The sequence below is a fragment of the Sphingobacterium litopenaei genome (assembly GCF_014692495.1).
GTDB classification, from domain to species: Bacteria; Bacteroidota; Bacteroidia; order Sphingobacteriales; family Sphingobacteriaceae; genus Sphingobacterium; species Sphingobacterium litopenaei.
Genome location: NZ_JACOIJ010000036.1, coordinates 16,067 through 32,546, shown reverse-complemented (window position 1 = coordinate 32,546; position 16,480 = coordinate 16,067). Strand labels below are relative to the sequence as shown.

Annotated in this window: 18 protein-coding genes; 5 read left to right on the top strand and 13 right to left on the bottom strand. The window is 35.2% G+C overall.

The window, feature by feature from the left end; all coding sequences use genetic code 11:
* Nucleotides 1-199: transposase (locus H8B04_RS14475; protein WP_190302803.1), on the top strand; the 199-nt coding region annotated here is incomplete at its 5' end.
* 130 nt (nucleotides 200-329) lie between these two features.
* Here H8B04_RS14475 and H8B04_RS14470 read toward each other — a convergent pair.
* Complete coding sequence (locus tag H8B04_RS14470; protein WP_165290442.1) at nucleotides 330-1,406, bottom strand: endonuclease/exonuclease/phosphatase family protein; 1,077 nt, start codon at nucleotides 1,404-1,406, stop codon at nucleotides 330-332.
* Nucleotides 1,407-1,486: 80 nt separating this feature from the next.
* The gene (locus H8B04_RS14465; RefSeq protein WP_190302802.1) at nucleotides 1,487-1,987 is read right to left on the bottom strand and encodes a GNAT family N-acetyltransferase; all 501 of its coding nucleotides are present in this window, start codon (nucleotides 1,985-1,987) and stop codon (nucleotides 1,487-1,489) included.
* A 157-nt stretch (nucleotides 1,988-2,144) separates the two neighbouring features.
* On the opposite strand from H8B04_RS14465, the gene asnS reads away from it, so the two are divergent.
* Together asnS and H8B04_RS14455 are read left to right on the top strand one after the other, a co-directional pair.
* Nucleotides 2,145-3,590, top strand: coding sequence for an asparagine--tRNA ligase (gene asnS / locus H8B04_RS14460; RefSeq protein WP_190302801.1), 1,446 nt, complete (start codon nucleotides 2,145-2,147; stop codon nucleotides 3,588-3,590).
* A 92-nt stretch (nucleotides 3,591-3,682) separates the two neighbouring features.
* Entirely contained in the window at nucleotides 3,683-4,303 is a 621-nt protein-coding gene (locus tag H8B04_RS14455; RefSeq protein WP_190302800.1) for an L-threonylcarbamoyladenylate synthase, read from the top strand.
* A gap of 34 nt (nucleotides 4,304-4,337) precedes the next feature.
* Here the strand turns inward: H8B04_RS14455 and H8B04_RS14450 are convergent, their stop codons facing one another.
* The 7 genes from H8B04_RS14450 to tilS all read right to left on the bottom strand — a co-directional run bounded on the left by H8B04_RS14450 (nucleotide 4,338) and on the right by tilS (nucleotide 10,415).
* Entirely contained in the window at nucleotides 4,338-5,459 is a 1,122-nt protein-coding gene (locus tag H8B04_RS14450; RefSeq protein WP_190302799.1) for a lipid II:glycine glycyltransferase FemX, read from the bottom strand.
* 121 nt (nucleotides 5,460-5,580) lie between these two features.
* The gene (locus H8B04_RS14445; protein WP_165290447.1) at nucleotides 5,581-6,474 is read right to left on the bottom strand and encodes an EamA family transporter; all 894 of its coding nucleotides are present in this window, start codon (nucleotides 6,472-6,474) and stop codon (nucleotides 5,581-5,583) included.
* A gap of 216 nt (nucleotides 6,475-6,690) precedes the next feature.
* Entirely contained in the window at nucleotides 6,691-7,014 is a 324-nt protein-coding gene (locus H8B04_RS14440) for a DUF721 domain-containing protein (RefSeq protein ID WP_223815443.1), read from the bottom strand.
* Nucleotides 6,998-8,104, bottom strand: a complete 1,107-nt coding sequence (gene recF, locus H8B04_RS14435; RefSeq protein ID WP_190302798.1) for a DNA replication/repair protein RecF — start codon at nucleotides 8,102-8,104, stop codon at nucleotides 6,998-7,000. Before recF ends, H8B04_RS14440 begins: the two co-directional genes overlap by 17 nt.
* Before the next feature lie 95 nt (nucleotides 8,105-8,199).
* Nucleotides 8,200-8,517, bottom strand: coding sequence for a DUF4834 family protein (locus H8B04_RS14430; RefSeq protein ID WP_165290450.1), 318 nt, complete (start codon nucleotides 8,515-8,517; stop codon nucleotides 8,200-8,202).
* Nucleotides 8,518-8,601: 84 nt separating this feature from the next.
* Complete coding sequence (locus H8B04_RS14425; RefSeq protein WP_190302797.1) at nucleotides 8,602-9,081, bottom strand: hypothetical protein; 480 nt, start codon at nucleotides 9,079-9,081, stop codon at nucleotides 8,602-8,604.
* Nucleotides 9,078-10,415, bottom strand: coding sequence for a tRNA lysidine(34) synthetase TilS (gene tilS / locus H8B04_RS14420; RefSeq protein ID WP_190302796.1), 1,338 nt, complete (start codon nucleotides 10,413-10,415; stop codon nucleotides 9,078-9,080). Before tilS ends, H8B04_RS14425 begins: the two co-directional genes overlap by 4 nt.
* A 94-nt stretch (nucleotides 10,416-10,509) precedes the next feature.
* Between tilS and H8B04_RS14415 the strand changes: the two genes are divergently transcribed.
* Entirely contained in the window at nucleotides 10,510-12,780 is a 2,271-nt protein-coding gene (locus H8B04_RS14415) for an OstA-like protein (RefSeq protein WP_317166086.1), read from the top strand.
* 99 nt (nucleotides 12,781-12,879) lie between these two features.
* Here the strand turns inward: H8B04_RS14415 and H8B04_RS14410 are convergent, their stop codons facing one another.
* The 4 genes from H8B04_RS14410 to H8B04_RS14395 form a co-directional block, all read right to left on the bottom strand.
* Nucleotides 12,880-13,455 carry a non-canonical purine NTP diphosphatase gene (locus H8B04_RS14410; RefSeq protein WP_190302795.1) on the bottom strand — a complete coding sequence of 192 codons (576 nt, stop codon included), beginning with the start codon at nucleotides 13,453-13,455 and terminating at the stop codon, nucleotides 12,880-12,882.
* Between the two features lie 106 nt (nucleotides 13,456-13,561).
* Nucleotides 13,562-14,098, bottom strand: a complete 537-nt coding sequence (locus H8B04_RS14405; protein ID WP_165290454.1) for a hypothetical protein — start codon at nucleotides 14,096-14,098, stop codon at nucleotides 13,562-13,564.
* 146 nt (nucleotides 14,099-14,244) lie between these two features.
* The gene (locus tag H8B04_RS14400; protein ID WP_165290455.1) at nucleotides 14,245-15,225 is read right to left on the bottom strand and encodes a deoxyhypusine synthase family protein; all 981 of its coding nucleotides are present in this window, start codon (nucleotides 15,223-15,225) and stop codon (nucleotides 14,245-14,247) included.
* Nucleotides 15,226-15,336: 111 nt separating this feature from the next.
* On the bottom strand, nucleotides 15,337-15,945 hold the full coding sequence (locus H8B04_RS14395; protein ID WP_190302794.1) for a hypothetical protein: 609 nt from the start codon (nucleotides 15,943-15,945) through the stop codon (nucleotides 15,337-15,339).
* A gap of 112 nt (nucleotides 15,946-16,057) precedes the next feature.
* Here H8B04_RS14395 and H8B04_RS14390 point away from each other — a divergent pair, with 112 nt between their 5' ends.
* On the top strand, nucleotides 16,058-16,462 hold the full coding sequence (locus tag H8B04_RS14390; RefSeq protein WP_165290457.1) for a hypothetical protein: 405 nt from the start codon (nucleotides 16,058-16,060) through the stop codon (nucleotides 16,460-16,462).
* Nucleotides 16,463-16,480: the final 18 nt, after the last annotated feature.

Genomic DNA, 16,480 nt, shown 5'->3' with positions numbered 1-16,480 from the left:
CCCTCGTGTTTCAATTACTTCTATTGTTCGCAAGTTAAAACAAGAATCTACTTATTACATTTGGCGTTCACCACACAGGTCATTCTTATTTAAACATTTTTGGAAAGAACATACTTTCTGCTCTGATGGTTATTTTGTTTGTTCAATAGGTGAAGCATCTCCTGATACTATTCGTGAGTATATTCTCAATCAGGGTTAGTCGCTTACATCCCACAGGCTAAAGACCTATGGGTTTTACGCTCTGTTTTATAAAATAATTGTAGCTTCTCTAATTTTGGTCATAGGATTGGTATTCACATTGACTCATTTTTGAGAAGCTGTAATTTTTATTAGGAATTACTCCTATTTTCGCTTTCCTCCTCTTTCCCCTCTTCGATTAACTCCTCAACTTCTTCTTTTTCCTCTTGGTCTAACGTTTTTACATCTTCTATCTGCTCGTCATTGTGTTTATCAATGTAGAATGTACAACACATCGGAAAGTGATCGGAACATATTGAAGGAAGAATCTTTAAGTCATCAATAAAAACATCAGCACTGTGGTATAACAAGTCCAATGGAATACGGAAAAACCAATACTTCGCATGAAATGTAGCTAAGTATCCACGACCGTATCGCGCATCTATTAAGCCACTAGCTTTCTTAAATAATACAGAAACTCTTGACCAAGCAACGGTATTAAAATCTCCTGTGATTACCACAGGCAATTTTTGCTTTTTTGCTCTTTTAGCTACACATAATAAATCGCCATCCCGTTCTTTGGAAGTTTCTTCTTCCGTTGGACTCGGTGGAGGTGGGTGTACACCAAAGAAAATAAACCGATAACCATCCTCTGTTTCTAATTCTGCTTCTATACTTGGTAAATCATCGGCAACAAAATAATGAACCTGTATATCATGCACTTTCAACTTAGTATAGAAGTGCATGCCATAGGTATTTTCTAAAGCTATTTCCTTAAAATTTGGGTATTCATTCTTGAGTTCTTGCAAAGCATTTTCCCAATCTTGATTACTTTCCATCGTCATAAAAATATCAGGCTTCTCTTTACGAATCATATCGACTAAGCGGTGATATTCAGTGTTAAATTGATAGACATTTACAGAAATTATCTTTACATTTTTTGAGTGCTGGACTGATATTTCGTACTTATTGCTACGCCAAAATTTAGTGAATCGTATAAAAATATAGCAATTGTATCCTATACATATTAGCAACGCGAATAGAATTAAAATGGGGTAAGAAACATCCTTCCACCAAATAATAGTTGCTATCAAAGTGAGTAACTGTAAAAACAACAATTGTGGACGTACAAAATCAGGCACACGAAATACCCAATGCTGATTTCGAATAAATGGTAAAATACTAAGTAAAACTATTATTGATGTAGCAACCCAAATTGTAGAATTCATATAGGAATCTTAAAAATGTTTTATTTGTTGATTTGATACAATGTATCTTATTCTTCGAAACACTCCTTTTTATGCAAAGATTAATCCAAACATTTTTCAAAAGCTATTCGCGCTGAATCTCTAATTATCACGTCACCACAATATTTATAACCTAACTTCTCTAAAATTCGCAACATGGCCATATTATCAAAATTGGTATCCACTTTAATACTATAAATATTTCTTGATTTTGCTAAAGTCTCTATATATTGGAATAGTTGAGTAGCAATGCCCATCCCTTTTGCGCGTGGTGCAGCCGCAACCCGATGAACGACCACATAATCTCGCTCCGTAATCCATTTTCCAGTAATGGTTGCATAATCTGGATCAGCTTCAAAAATCACCGCTCCATATGCCAATATCCCCTTTTCATCAGCTAACACATAAGCCCAATCCTTAGCAATATCATGACGAATGGTATCAGGATTAGGGTATCCATCTTGCCATTGTTTACTGCCATCTTGTTTTCGTCGCTCTATCGCGTATTGAAGAATTGTCCAAATTTCAGCCACTTCAGATTCTAATGCTTTCCTAAATGTCATGGTAGATTTTTCTAAATTAGTTATTCCCGTTTCTCCTGCTTTGAAGTTAATTAAAACTTATTTGAGAACAACGAAAAATAACCTTTTATAACACGATAGAATAGCGTATTTTTGTACTCTTACAAAAAGAACATTATAAATTTCCTAATACATAAAAATGGAACATACACGAATTAAAGAATTATTAAAATCCGAAGAATTTGGAAAAGAGGTTATCGTAAAAGGCTGGGTTAGAACTTTTCGTAATAATCAATTTATAGCAATTAATGATGGTTCTTCAATTAATAATATCCAGGCTGTAGTAGATTTTGAAAATACACCAGAAGAGATTTTGAAAAGAATCACTACAGGTGCAGCAGTTCGTGTAAAAGGTAATTTGGTAGAGTCCTTGGGTAAAGGTCAACGTGTAGAAGTAAAAGCTACCGAAGTATCGATTATCGGTGATTCGGATCCAGAGAAATATCCATTACAACCTAAGAAACACAGCTTAGAGTTCTTACGCGAGATCGCACACTTACGTGTTCGTACAGGAACTTTTAATGCCATTTTCAAAGTGCGTAATGCGTTGTCTTTTGCTATACATAAGTTTTTCCAAGAAAGAGATTTCGTATACTTCCACTCACCTATTATCACAGGTTCGGATGCCGAAGGTGCTGGTGAAATGTTTAGAGTAACAACGCTGGACCCTATCAACCCACCTTTGACAGAAGATGGAAAAGTAGATTTCAAAGAAGATTTCTTTGGAAAATCAACAAACTTAACAGTTTCTGGTCAGTTAGAAGGTGAATTAGCAGCTTTAGCTTTTGGTAATATCTATACTTTCGGTCCTACTTTCCGTGCAGAAAACTCAAATACGACTCGTCACTTAGCTGAATTCTGGATGATCGAACCAGAAATGGCTTTTTATGAGTTAGAAGACAACATGGACTTGGCAGAAGATTTATTGAAATACGTAATCAAATACGCTTTAGATACTTGTCCTGAAGAAATTGAATTCTTGAAAAACCGTTTGTTAGATGAAGAGAAATCAAAGCCACAAGCTGAACGTTCGGAATTGAACTTAGTAGAGAAATTAAACTTCGTATTGGAAAATAACTTTGAACGTTTGACTTATACAGAAGCTATTGATATTTTGAAATCTTCAAAACCAAATCAAAAGAAACAATTCAAATATTTGATTGAAGGTTGGGGAGCTGACTTACAATCGGAGCACGAAAGATATTTGGTAGAGAAACACTTCAAAAAACCAGTAATCTTAACTGATTATCCGCGTGAGATTAAGTCATTCTACATGAAACAAAATGAAGTAGATGCACAAGGTCGTCACACCGTACGTGCGATGGACATTTTGTTCCCAGGTATCGGTGAGATGGTTGGTGGTTCTCAACGTGAGGAGAACTTAGACAAATTATTGGCTCGCATGGCAGAAGTAGGTATTCCAGAAGAAGAAATGGAATGGTTCTTAGATACACGTCGTTTCGGTTCTGTACCTCACTCAGGTTTTGGTGTTGGATTCGAGCGTTTGGTATTGTTCACCACAGGTATGACGAATATTAGAGACGTGATCCCTTTCCCACGTACACCGAAAAACGCAGAGTTTTAATAAACGAACATATTACAAAGAGAGTTGTTATTATAGCAACTCTTTTTTTGTAGTACTAAATAGTTTTTAATTTTGACTTTTTACTTTAGGCTATGCTTATAAAAATATATAACGATAATCCGAATCCAAAGGCTATAGACCAAGCCGTTGATATTTTGAAAAAAGGTGGAGTAATCATCTACCCTACCGATACGGTATACGGTATTGGCTGTGACATAACCAATCAAAAAGCTATCGAGAAAGTTTGTCAAATTAGAGGGTTGAAACCAGACAAAGCGAATTTATCTTTTATCTGTTATGACCTAACCGATATTTCCCAATATACAAAACCATTTGACACTACCGTTTTCCGTGTATTGAAAAAAGCATTGCCTGGACCGTTTACCTTTATTTTCAATGCAAGCGGACAAGTTCCCAAATTGTTAAGTTCAAAAAAGAAAACAGTCGGTATTCGTGTACCCGACAATAATATTGTTCGAGAAATTGTAAAACAATTAGGAAATCCAATTGTGACAACCTCTATTCACGATGAAGATGAAATCATAGAATATTCGACAGACCCCGAATTGATTTACGAAAAATACCAAGAAAGCGTAGATTTAGTGATTGACGGTGGCTACGGTGACAATGTCGCTTCTACCGTAGTCGATGTTACAAACGGTGACTTTGAGGTTATCCGCGAAGGTAAAGGAGATTTAGAGCAATATTTATAAAATTTAACAGGCTAACAATGTGCTAGCCTGTTAATTATAAATGGTAACGCTGATTTTGGAATTCCATCGCAGAATAAAACTCATACTTATGCTTATCCAAAGGATAGTCCCAACAGCCCATTCTATGAAATATTTCACCGCCAAAACCAGTTTTAAAACGGTATAAGCCATACATCGGGTGTGCAGGATCTGCATCTGGTGAAATACCAAAAAAATCATATTCTGTACAACCTTTTTCACGAGCTATCTGCATGGCTCTCCATTGCAAGGCATACGTCCCCATATAATTTCGATTTTCTGTAGAAGAAGCTCCGTATAAATAAGTTGCGCGATTAGCTGAAACAACCAAAAACATCGCCGCTAAAGGCTCATCATCTATATATGCCACCAACATATACACATCAGCAGGAGACTCGGAATTATTCGCACGAGCAGATAGTACAATTCTGAAATAATTGATATCGTGTAAAAAGAAATTGTTTCGCTTTGCTGTCTGCCTATACAGTTCATACCAAATTTCTAAACTCTCCAAACCCAACGATTCTATACGAACACCTTTACGCTTAGCCAAATTAATATTATAGCGCGTTTTAGGTTTCATCTTGCCTAATAATACATCATCAGACTGTGTTAAATTCATGAATATCGTATTCGTTGGCAAAATATCGGTATTTGCTTTACGTAGATTCCCATATTCTGTATTGAAATTTACACGCATCTCTTGCACTCTTTTGGATGGAAAACCTATCCAATTACCATGCAAATCATAACAATCGTCCTCATTTGCCCATTGCGACTGCCAAGACAAATCATAGCGGATTAGGATACAGCTGGGTGGTAAATACCGGCGTAAAGCTTCTGAGAGCTGCTCTAAAAAATAACCTTGTTGTTCTTCTGATGGCTCAGTTTCCGGACCATAGGGTACATAAGCTATACAATGGTCTATATCCAGATTTTGCAGCATAATCAAGAAATCGCCCACCACAAACGCTTCCTCAGAAGGCTGGCAAAATAAATCTTCTGCTTTAGTTCTGAAATTATATGCTAATGAATCTATTCCTTGAAGTTTTTTTACGGTAGACCAATAGGCAGTTTGTTGGATTATACCTGTTTTATATAGATGACTGTTATCTTTTTGTTCTAAATCCGCTATCATGATAAACCATTTATTTTCAATAATTTCTTAAAAACACAAATGGTACAAACATAGCCATTAAAGTCATACTTAAACAGATGGATTTGTCAAAATGCAGTAACAAGAGTTTATTGGAAACATTCTAAACAACAGCGTCTTGGTGTTTTCGTAAATAAGAAACATTAAAGACAACAACTGCCATAAAGATTAGTCCATATGCAAACCCCTGTAGCAAGGTAATGCTTTCATCAAAATAAAATATAGCCAGCAGAAAAGAAATAATGGGATTGATATATAATAACACGCCTACAACCGAAGAATCCAACCCCTTCAGCGCATACATATTGAGGAATAAAGGAATAATTGTAAAGAGGACAGCGATTAATAATACCAACTGAAAAAACAATGCAGAATGAGTCACAGTTTCTCCGGTACTCATTCCCATTGGAATTAAGAAAAAAGAGCTTATCAGAATATGCAGTGTAAGCGTAAAAAATTTATCTAATTTTGTGCTTGCTTTTTGAACCACCAAATATATGGCATAAGATAAGGCAATCACCACACTATACAACATATCCATAAAATGTCCATAAGACAGCATTATGCAACTGAGAACAGCCATACCCACAGCTATCCACTGCCCAATATTTAATTTTTCTTTCAGAAATATGCCTGCTAATACTGTTGTCAGAATTGGACAAATCAAATAAGCCAGAGAGGTCGCATTGACACTCACGGCATTCATCACATAGATGTATAAATACCAGTTTAGCGCAAGCATTATTGCACTAAAGATCGTTGCAGAAATAATTTTGAACCGCTCCTTCGGAATTAATGATTTTATTATAGAAATATTTTCCTTGGTAATTTTGTATCGAAAGGTTAAACTTATAAAAGCAATTATTATGGCTGCAAATGCCACACGATAGGTCAAAATATCTAAAGCCGCATAATTGCTCAAGGGTTTTAAAACCAAACTGAAAACGCCCCAAACTACAAAAGAAAATAAGGCAGCAGCATAATATTTAAACGCCATGAAGGTAGATTAATGTGACTGATTATTTGATTTTAAGCCCTCTTGCCGGGCAGGCAATTACTTTTTTCCGAAAAAAGTAATCAAAAACTCGTCGCTTGAAAATTTTGCACAACTTATATCCATACCTGCAAATGCAAAATTTTGTTAGGCGACATTTATGAATAACAATGTGAGTGCATTCATTTATTTTTATTTGGGAATAGTCTTGTTATAATATTAAAGAATAACAAACTCTTCCACTATCACATTCCCCACATGTTCATTCACACGTCCAATAATCTGTCTACGGTTAATAGCTAGTTCATGCTTCACCACAGCCGATTCGACTTTGACATAGAGTTTTTTATCCTTGATATAGATATGTTGTGTTCTTTTAGCTATGTAAGGACCAATAATCTCTTCCCAAAACGTGACTACGGAGGAATCCTCATATTTGCGGCGCAAGCGGTACACCTCCAACCATTTCTCCACAGCCTGTTTCATGCTGATATCATCACGGGTTGGTATTTCATCCACTTTCTTCTTATATAGCATGCGCATGTCCTCCTTCGACATCAAATATACGTATAGGATGCTGGATTTCGTCAAATATTTTCTGAATTCTGTTAGCGTCTGTATCCGTGATAAATATCTGTCCAAACTCGTCATCCGATACCATCTGCATCAGCTTTTTGGTACGCTTATCGTCCAGTTTATCAAAAATATCATCCAATAACAGCAAAGGCTTGAACTTATTTTGCTCTTGCAAATAAGTATATTGCGCCAGTTTCAATGCAATCAAAAAAGATTTTTGTTGACCTTGAGAACCGAATTTTTTCAACGGCATTTCACCATGAATCGTGAATAACAAATCATCTTTGTGGATACCTTTTGTGGTACGCTCGAGGATTCTGTCTTTTTCTAAAGAAGATTCTAATAGCACCATAAAATCAGCACCATGTAACTGTGAATCGTATACTAAAGTAACTTCCTCTGCGCTCTCTGTCAAATATTGATAATGACGCTGAAAAGAAGGCGTGAAATTCTCCATAAACGTTTTACGCTTTTGGTAAATCACCTCTCCTACCTCCACCAACTGCATATTCAACACTTCCAAAAGCCCAACATCAAAAACACCTTTTTCTTTGATATTCTTTAATAAAGTATTACGTTGCAACAGAATCTTATTGTAGGAAATCAACGTATCCAAATAGCGATTATCCGTTTGTGAAATCACATTATCCACAAATTTGCGACGCTCTTCCGAACCTTCGAGAATAATCAATGTATCATTTGGCGATATCATCACCAATGGAAACTGACCAATATGGTCAGCCAATCTGGGATAGTCCTTTTTATTGCGTTTGAATTGCTTCTTTTGGTTCTTCTTTAAACTACAAGATATTACATCTGGTCGATCATCCCGATCAAATTCTCCCTGTACCATAAAGAACTCCTCTCCCTTTTTGATATGTTGAGAATCTATAGGGTTAAAATAGGATTTGCATAAGGACAGGTAGTGAATTGCATCCAATAAATTCGTCTTACCAGCTCCATTAGCGCCAGTAAAGGCATTGACCTCTGGCAAAAAGGATAAACTAGATTCGGCGTAATTCTTAAAATTTAATACGGAAAGCTGTTTCAACCACATAATACAAAGTAAAACTTAAAAAAGTACAACTCAAAAAAATAGGTTGATTAGTTTTAGACACTAATCAACCTATTCTCATTTGCTAATATGAAAATCTACTTTACTTCTTCGAAATCTATAAATTCACCTGCATTAGGCGCTACTGTACGCTTTTCTTCACGAGGCGGCACATAATCCACCTGTACCTGTCCATTTGATTTATTTTGTTGTTGATTATTGTCTTGATATGTTGATTGTGGACCAAATGGATTTCCGGAAGTATAGGTATAGGTAAAACCTCCTCTACCTTGCTGTGCCTTATTCATCATACGCTCTGTCAACTTTTTCATAGCGTATGGTAATAATAAACGCATAGAAAATTTGAAGACATAATAAAAAGTAATAACTCCTAAAATAAAATATAAAGCTGTCATCTGTATTATCTATTTACCCAAATATATCAAAAACGTAAAAAACTTAAGTCAATGTAATGTCAGACTCAATTCTCTTAACACTATTTAAGATTTTGATTTTAGGATTGCATTATATAATTCTTCTTGACGATGCGTACCTATAATATAAATCAAGCCATCCTTATCTGTCAACCAAACCGCATCTTTTCCACCCGAATAGAAACGTATTTTACCGTTTTTATGTAGATTATAAACTGGATTATTGAAGATGTACGTACTGTAAGGTTTTTTCTCCACCTTCGTAATAGACGGCAAATCAATTTTCACCAATCTTGTCGACCATAAACCGCTCAAAACCACGTTCCCATTATATACATCTGTTTTATAATGTACCAAATACATCATCACTATGGATACTACAATGATACAGCTACCAACTATAAAAAACAATTGTCTTGATGGTAAATGATCCACATTAAGGTAGTATACGATAAAACAAAATAAAGCCAAAGTCATGCGGACGCTAATCCAAGTCATGTCTCTCCCTAAAAATTGTCTTTCAACAAAATGTTTTTCTTGACTCATATCGTTTGTAAATTGCAAACTAATTTAAGGACTTTTTGTGTATTATCCCTAATCTTAAATCTTTCGTCCAAGTGGTGATTAACTACCCAGATAATTCGACCATCTCCATTTACCAAAATTGGAACGCGCCTTTTTTCTAAAATATTTATCTTCTTTTGGATAAAATAATCACTCAACTTTTTCTTCCCCTGCATTCCAAGCGGTTGAAAAACATCTCCTTCCTGCCAAGAACGAATAACAAGAGGGAAAACTAATTTTCCAAAATCTATCTTAGCTATATTCTTTTCTTTCAGGACAGAAATATTCTCGCTTAGCTCTGCAGAAAATTCATAATTTACCCAAACAAATTTTTTATCCTCTGAATGGATTAAGATTTCTTCATAATCCTCTAATATGTGTGAAAGCACAACTTCTTCTCTATCTGTAATGAGCTGGTAACTTTCGGCTTCGAACTTTTTTCCAGATTCTTTATATAGATTATCTAGCAAATCTTGCAGAACATTTTTCTTAAAACCATAGGGTTCGAAGAAGAAATACAATTCATTCAACGAAAGATTGGAAAGGTTTCCTTTACTAATCAACCACGAATCATGACCTCTAGGCAATAACATTTCGTTACGCAGTCGCACCATACTTGAAGACAATACTTCTTGCGAATCGCGCATGCGTTGAATATTCTCATTCATTATAGAAATAAATTCTGGATTGAGTTTTTCCAACTCTGGAATGATATCTAAACGTATTTTATTACGCGCATATTTATTCGAGAAATTAGAAGAATCATCACGAAATGGAATATTTTGTTCTTGAACAAACGCTGTAATTTCTCTGCTTTGAAGAAACAACAATGGTCTCACCACCTTTGAATAGTCTCGCTTTGGTAGAATTCCTTGGAGTCCCTGAAGTCCCGTTCCACGTGACAAGTTAAATAATACAGTTTCTACAGAATCGTTCATATGCTGCGCTACAGCTATTACCGTACAATTCTCCTGATGACGCAACTCTTCGAACCACGTATATCGAAGTTCTCGAGCAGCCATTTGAATCGACACTTTAGTGGATTCTGAATAGCCTTGCGTATCAAATCTTTTTACATGAATTGGAACAGAATTCTTAGCAGAAAATTCCCGAACCAATGCCTCATCTCCGTCGGATTCTTCTCCTCGTAACTGAAAATTACAATGTGCGACTTCGATGGAATAATTGCAGTGATGAAGTAGCCACAATAATAACATGGAATCGCGCCCTCCACTCACCGCTACAAGGATTTTATCAGCCTTGCTAAACAGCTTATTTTCTTCCACATAACACTCAAATCGGTTGAGAATATCCATATATCAAAAATAGGGATTAAAAATTGATTTTATTTAACAGGAAAAATGATTGTATTAACATTTTTTTGCTATTTAATTATCTATTTTTGCCTTCGTGAAGAAGTATATATCCTTACTCTTATTTATCTTTTCCGTACAAGTTTTGTTCGGACAAATTCCTACACAAGTTAGCGAAGCTAACCGTATGAATTTGGTATCCTCAAGTTCAGGCCGAATCAATGCAAAAACTGGTCACATGACCTTTTATAATCCTGTCTATGAACACAAAGGAAACACCCTTTCTGCTGACAGTGGTTATATCTACGAAAATGAAATTAAACAACAGTTTTTCGAAGCTTTTGGGAATGTAGTCATTACTCAGCCTTCGGGTACCGTTATTTATTCGGACTATTTACATTATGACGCCGCCGCACAACATGCTAAACTTACAGGCAATGTCAAGATGGTAGATAGAAATTCGGTATTAACCACGAATTATCTGACGTATAATATGCGCTCAAAAATCGGAACGTATACGGGAGGGGGTCGGATTATCACGCAAACTGACACCATCACTTCACGGAATGCTTATTATTTCGAAAATTCTGGAGATGCTTATTTCCGTTATAAAGTAATTGTGAGAAATCCTTCGGTTAAGGTTTACACCGATACTATGCGGTATAACAGCATGACTAAGGACACCTACTTTTTTGGACCAACAAATATCAAAGGCAATAAACAAGAAAACTTATATACAGAGAAAGGTGTATACAATACGGCTACAGGTATCGCTAATTTCAATAAGAAAAATTTATATACCGAAGGCAGCCGATTTCTAAAGGGTGATAGTCTTCATTATGAACGTGCTACAGGTATAGGTAAAGCCTTTCGGAATGTGGTGTTCGTGGATACCTTGGACAAGTTTTATGCTTATGGAGGGAAGGGAGAATATAAGCAAGACGAAGAATCTATTTTGATGACTGAAAAGCCGTATATCATTACGGTGGTTAAAAATGATTCGGATAGTACAGCATCAGATTCTACGAAAGTTGAACCTCCTTTAATGGCTAGTACGGAAAGCAAGAAACCAAACAAAAAAGAAGTTCAGACGAATAAAGAGAAAAAGTCAACTGAAACTAAAACTTCGGAAAATGAAGTTACAAATTATATTGAAAAGCCCACTGTAGATCCTAAACCAGAACCTAAAATAGATTCGGTCTACATGACTGCAGACACCTTATATTCGCGAATGATTCTTGCTAAAGAATACATTCCATTGGACTTAAAATTAGATCGAAATGGTGGCGAGATGTTGGATGAAGACGAAGAAGATTATGGAGATGACGATGATACGGGTGAAAACACATTAACTGATTCTACGCAAGTGCAAGGAGCTGATCCATTAGCCAAAGTAGAAAAAACAGAAGGAAGAACATTGCAAAAAGCTACCAATGCTGTTAAAAAAGCTGCTCCTAAGGTTACTAGTAAAACTACAGCAAACAATAATCATGGTGAAGGAAGGAAAGAAATTGAGCACACTTTGAAAGCTGATTCTATTCTTCGTCAAAAAGCTGTTGTTCCCATAGCAGGACATGCAGACACTGCCATCAATCAAGCATTGAAAATTGCGCAACAGGCTGATACAAATTTGACTAAAAAAGAAATTTCAGATACGTCTCGTACCCGTATAGTAAAAGCTTATTATAATGTGCGATTGTTCAAATCCGACCTGCAGGCAGTAGCGGATTCTGTATATTATGGCATGCAGGATTCTATGTTTCGCTTTATGGGAAGACCAATGATTTGGGCTCAAGATTCTCAAATATCGGCAGACACTATATACATGCAGATTGTGAATCAAAAAATGGATAATGCGCTTTTGAAAGAAAATGCTTTTATGGTGAACGCATTGTCCGATTCCACAAAATTCAACCAGCTTAAGGGACGTAAGATTACGGCTTTCTTTGCTAATAATAATATTGAAAGACTATTTGTAGATGGTAATGCTGAGAATCTGGTGTTCTCTCAAAATGATAAAACAAAAATTATCACGGAGATGTTTCATGATCGTGGTGGACGAATTAAAGTGTACATGGAAGATAAGAAAATTATTGACTATGTGACCATTAAGAAGGTAGATCAAAAGGTGTATCCTTTTAGCTTGGTAACGCAAGAAAATGAAATTTTACCTGGATTTGTTTGGCGACCGCAAGATAGACCAAAATCGAAAGAAGATCTATTAAACCGAAAACGAGAGCTTCCAAAAGACAATGATACAACGGATGCTAAAGGTGATAAAAGTGAGAAAGAAGAAGTCGAAGTAAAAGGTAAACCAATCGAAAAGAAAAAACAGATTGAAGAAATTTCAGAAGAAATCGAACCATAAAAACAAGAAGCTCATCAATTTGATGAGCTTCTTGTTTTTATAAACTTTCTTATCATCCCTACTTAGACAAGGAGATAAGTTTTAATTTTTATTTATACACTAATAGTTTTTTAAAAACTCTGCTAGTTTAGAGACAGCAATTGCGCGGTGGCTAATCGCATTTTTCTCTTCAGAGGACATTTCAGCGAAGGTCTTATCATAGCCATTCGGAATAAAAATAGGATCGTAACCGAAGCCCTTCTCACCTTTTCTTTCCTTTATAATCTTACCTTCAATAGCTCCTTCAAAGAAATGTTGTTGCTCATTAAAATACAAAGAAATCACTGTTTTGAAACGTGCTGTTCTATTTGGATTATCACCTAATTTCTCTAATACGAATTCAATGTTCTTTTCCATATCGCGTGTTCCTGAATAACGTGCTGAATATACACCAGGCTCTCCATTCAAAGCATCTATCTCTAGTCCTGAGTCATCACCAAAACAGTATAAACCATATTTGTCCACTAAATAATCAGTTTTCTGTTTTGCATTTTCTTTAAAAGTTACTCCTGTCTCTGGAATATCGTCTTGACAACCTATATCACTTAAAGATTTCAATACAAACTTATCTCCTACAATAGCTTGCACTTCTTCAAGCTTATGGGCGTTATTCGTCGCAAATACTAGTTCTAACATGCTGTAAAAGTATAAAGTAAAAAGGTAGAAGTCAAAAAAGAAATAAGAAGAAGTGATAAATCAAAAGTAAGAAATAAGAAAAATCTCAATTCTCATATCTCACTACTCAATTACCAATAAATGTCTTAAATTCTCCCCAGAAAAGTTTCTTTTTATTGACATCGGCAAACATCTCTTCAAATGAAAAAGTATTAAACACAGTAGCAATACGACCTTTCATATATGAATTGTGTGTGATTTCTGGAAGTTTTAAGGAAGCGGGTTCGACGCCTAACAATGTGATTTTCTTAGGCTCGAAGAAAGCCATAATACGTTTAAAGTCATTTGGATTTTGAGGATTCGCCAAATTGACTATAGCTACATTTTCTGGAGTAAGCTGCAATGCTCCTATGGTTTTGATAAAAGCTTTTTCTGCCGCAGGCGAGAAATATGGATAAGAAGGATACCTCAGAATAAACAATACTCCTGTACTTTTATCCCCCTGAAAAACAAACTCTTCCGAAGACGAATCCCAATTTACAACAGCAACAGATGATGAAGATGCTACTCCAGAATTTTCATCCACAGTAAAACCAGTAGAAAACAAGGTTTCATTCATCAAAGCTTGCAAAGCAATAGGGTTATCAGTAAGAAGGTTGCTCATTGTCATTAGATTAACAGATATTAGATAATAGATGTTAGACAATAGATATTAGATTGAATATACTTCTTTTTTTGAACTCCTAGAAGTAAAGATATGAGATACAAGAAAAAATCTCATATCTCATATTCTAAATACTAATATCTAAACTATTGTCCCAAGATCCAAGCGAACACCAATGGCGCTACGATAGTAGCATCGGATTCAATCATGAATTTTGGCGTATCAATATCTAATTTACCCCAAGTTATTTTCTCATTAGGAACAGCACCTGAGTACGAACCATAAGAAGTTGTAGAGTCAGAAATCTGACAGAAGTAAGACCAGAAAGGAACATCTTCCCATTCTAAATCTTGGTACATCATAGGTACTACACAGATAGGGAAGTCACCAGAGATACCACCAGCAATTTGGAAGAAACCAACACCTTTACCTTCTGAATTAGCACGGTACCATTCTGTCAAGTAAATCATGTATTCAATACCTGATTTCACAGTAGAAGCTTTCAAGTTACCTTTGATCACGTTTGCCGCGAAGATATTACCTGTAGTAGAATCTTCCCATCCCGGACATACGATTGGTAAATTTTTCTCAGCAGCCGCTACGATCCAAGAATCTTTAGGATCGATTTCATAGTATTGCTCCAATACGCCAGAATTAACTACTTGATATAAAAATTCATGTGGTAAGTAACGTTCACCTTTAGCTTCAGCAGCGTGCCATACATCTTCCAAGTGTTGTTGAAGACGACGAAATGCCTCTTCTTCAGGGATACAAGTATCTGTAACACGGTTGAAGTGTGTATCTAATAATTCGCGCTCTTGCTCTGGTGTCAAATCACGGTAGTTAGGAATACGTTTGTAGTGCGAGTGCGCTACCAAATTCATCACATCCTCCTCTAAGTTTGCACCTGTACACGAGATAATATGTACTTTATCTTGACGGATCATCTCCGCTAAAGAAACACCTAATTCAGCAGTTGACATAGCACCACCTAATGAGATCAACATTTTACCACCTTCTAGTAAATGTTGTTCATATCCTTTAGCTGCATCTACTAATGCGGCAGCATTAAAGTGACGGTAATTGTGCTCAATAAATTGACTAATTGGACCTTTTTGTGTACTCATCTTTTTCTATTTTTAATAAGTAGCACAAAGGTACTGATTTAAATTTATTTAAAGCCCTTAAGCCTGGGAAAGCATTCCCTCGCAGCAATTTTTTAACAAATGATAAAAAGACTATTTACGTTGGTACGTTACTTTCTCTGTTCTTGCTGTTCTCGTTTCAACATTAAAGGTATTACCAGCATTTGGATTCGAAGGTCTAGACGGAATATTCGTATAAACTATATTGCCTTTACGGTCATAATCTTGTTGGAAAATCTCTAATTTATCATTTTGAAGACTAAATTTAAATTTGAAAGATCTACCTCGTAAATGATCAAAAGGTAATGTATTCGTCAATTCAGGATCTATATACAGATTATTTGAAATGGTCTGTTTCATTCCATCAAAATAAACTTCTTTGACATTGAAAAATATACTGTCATTTTTCAACATATAAGTTCCTCTATTTTCTTCTTCTTTAGCTGTATAATGAGGATAATTCAACAACAACCTAACTTCCTTATTTTCTAAAAAGATTATCTTTTTATAGATTGCTCCTGACATAGTTACATCAGTTCGGTTTATAGTAGTTTCTTGTGGATCTGGGCAATTAGAGCAATAATTATATTCATAATAATTATTGAAGTTCCACTCACCTACAAATGAATCTTCAATAGTTTCATCTTTTTTACAAGAAGAGAAAACAAGTAATGCGAAAAACAATAAAAAATAGTGGTTCATATAACCGACAGACTATTATTTAGATTAACATATTCAAATATAAAGAAAAATCACTAAATGTGTTATATATTTTTAAAGGGATTTCGCGGAGTATAAGAAAATAAATTTAATTTTGATTCCTAATAAAACTAACCGAAAAAAAATGAACACACCCTTGCTAATTGATAAAATCAAAATAGGAAATATTGAATTTGAGGCTTATATCATTAAAGATGAAAATAACTTAGAGGCCTTTGTTATTTATTTTCAAGGTGAAAAAGAACCGTTAATAATGTTCCAACAAGTGGCAAGTAATTATAAAGTTGAATTAAAAATTAACGAAGATTTGGTCGATAAACTTCAACAATTCAAATCAAAAGACCCTCAACAAAGAAAAGAGCATTTCAAAATATTCCAAGAATTTGCATTAAATGCTGAGCAGAAAGCTAAGGAAATAGCTTTTCAAGATGCACGATTAATTTATTTTTCGGATATCCAATTAATCAAAAGTATCGAACAAGCCTTTTTAGTAGACTAATTATTTACGTTTCAGCAA